The sequence below is a fragment of the Streptomyces capoamus genome, assembly GCF_014654935.1.
In the GTDB taxonomy this organism is placed as follows: Bacteria; Actinomycetota; Actinomycetes; order Streptomycetales; family Streptomycetaceae; genus Streptomyces; species Streptomyces capoamus.
Genome location: NZ_BNBF01000008.1, coordinates 165,838 through 168,092 on the forward strand (window position 1 = coordinate 165,838; position 2,255 = coordinate 168,092).

At 73.3% G+C, this 2,255-nt stretch carries 1 protein-coding gene and 1 pseudogene; both read left to right on the forward strand.

The genetic code is table 11. The annotated features are described in order from the left end of the window. Positions 1-701: pseudogene (locus IE312_RS40200) on the forward strand (flotillin family protein); the annotation flags it as partial. Between the two features lie 77 nt (positions 702-778). Then, the coding region (locus tag IE312_RS40205) for a DNA repair ATPase (protein ID WP_229899793.1) at positions 779-2,255 on the forward strand (1,477 nt) is incomplete at its 3' end.

Here is a 2,255-nt window from a genome sequence, read left to right on the forward strand (position 1 = left end):
CCGCCGCCGAGGGACTGGCCGTCGTGCAGGTCCGCGACAAGGAGGCCGAGGTCATCGAGAAGGCCGGTCGTGCGGAGGCCGAGGCGACCCAGGCGCGGCTGCGGGCCGAGGCCGAGGGCGTGCGGGCCAAGGCCCTCGCCGAGGCGACGGCCATCGGTGAGAAGCTGAAGGCGGAGGCCGCCGGTCTGACCGAGAAGGCCGCCGCGATGGCCGCCCTGGACGAGGCGTCCCGCGCGCACGAGGAGTACCGGCTGCGGCTGGCGGCGGAGAAGGACATCCGGCTGGCCGCGCTGGAGGTGCAGCGGCAGGTCGCCGAGGCGCAGGCCACCGTGCTCGCCACCGGCCTGGAGAACGCCGACATCGACATCGTCGGCGGCGAGTCGGTCTTCTTCGACAAGCTGGTCGGGGCGATAGCGCTCGGCAAGGGCGTCGACGGCTTCGTGCAGCACTCCGAGACCGCGCAGACGCTGGTGAAGCCCTGGCTGGACGGAACGTCGAGCTTCACCGACGACCTCGCCCGCATCCTGGGCCCGGTCTCCACGGCCGACGTGCAGAACCTGACCGTGTCGGCCGTGCTGATGAAGCTCATGAACAGCGGCGGCCCGAACGCCGGGCAGCTGAGGCAGTTGCTGGACAAGGCGGGCGAGCTGGGCCTCGCCGACACCCCGCTCACCGCGCTCAACGGCACGGCCCGGGCCTGACGACCCGTGGTGCCGGAGCTGCCGCACAGGGGGCGGCAGCTCCGGCACCACGCCCTCTAGGGAAGGACGCACGATCCATGGCAACCGGCCTGGACACGGGTTCGTACGACACGGTCGACACCGGTACGGCGGGTTCGTACGACGCCGTCGACACCGGCACGTACGAGGTGCTGCGCGACCGGCTCGGCGCACAGGCCGCCGAGCTCGCCCGCCGCGCCGAGACGCTCAACGCCCGCCGCACCGAGGAGTTCGGCTCGGTCCGGCTGGAGCTGAGCGGCACCGAGCGTCTGCGCACGGAGCGTGCGGCCGTCCTGCGTGACCTGGTGGCCGTCGGTGACCGTCTGCTCTTCGGCAGCGGCGATGCCGCCGGCCTGCGCACGGAGCCATCCGTCGGCGACGTCCTCACCCTCCACGACCGCGACCTGAACCCGCTGCCGGGGGACGCCGTCCCCGGCCTGCTCGACGACGCGGAGTTCGTCCGGGAGTTCACCGCCCTGCACCGCTACTACCGGCAGGCCCGCCTGCTCAGGCTCCGCCGCGTCGGCGACCGGCTGCTGGCCGTCTTCCAGACCGGCGAGAAGGCCGACGACATCCGGGTCCTGCGCTGGGCGCTCACCGCGGACGGACGGGCCACGTTCCTCGACGCGCGCGGCGAACGCGACGACGTGTTCCCTCCCCCCCACGACTTCGACTGGACCGAGGCCACCCGGGAGGACCACGTCCTCGGGCCGCGCCCGTACGTCCGGGTCCGGGGCGGGGTCCTCGTGTCCACCGTCGGCGGCACTCTGACGGTGGCCGCGGACACCGGCGACGGCGAGCCGTACACCGGGCTGTACGAGGAGCCGGTGGATGAGCCGCTCCAGTCCCTCGCCGACGCCGAGATCGCCCACGCGCGCGTAGGCGCCCTGACCGTGCTGCGGATCCTGCCCTACAAGGAGGACATTGAGCGGTACCTGGTCTTCAACACCCTCACCAGGACGGTCGTCCGGCTCGACGGCATCGGGCAGGCGGGCCGCCGGCTGCCCGACGACCAGGGCATCGTCTTCCCCGGCGGCTACTGCCTCGCCACGGGGACGCACAAGACCTTCGACCTCGACACCGGCGGGCTGGAGTTCGAGGCCGAGCTGCGCTCACCGTACGGCGAGGACGTGCTGTACGCCTTCCGCTCCCGGGCCGGGGCGCGCTGCCTGCTGCTGTCGTACCACACCATCCGCAAGGAGGTGGCGACGCCGCTGTCCTGCTCGGGCTGGACGCGCTTCGACGACGGCACCCTGGTGGTGCTGCGGTCGGACGGCGACGAGCCGGCCCGCGTGCACCCGCTCCAGCTGTGGACCTCGCCCTATGTCTCCGACACCTACGCCGCCGCCCGCCCCGTGGGCGAGGGCGCGCTGGCCCGCGTCGGCAACGCCGACCTCGTGCGCGGCATCGCCGACTGCCTGTCCCTGGCCCGCGCGGTCGCGGAGACGACCCCGACGAGCGAGATGTACGCGGCTCTCGTCACGTCCTGCGTCCGTGCCGCGGACACCCACCACTGGCTGGGCGAGGCCGACCTCG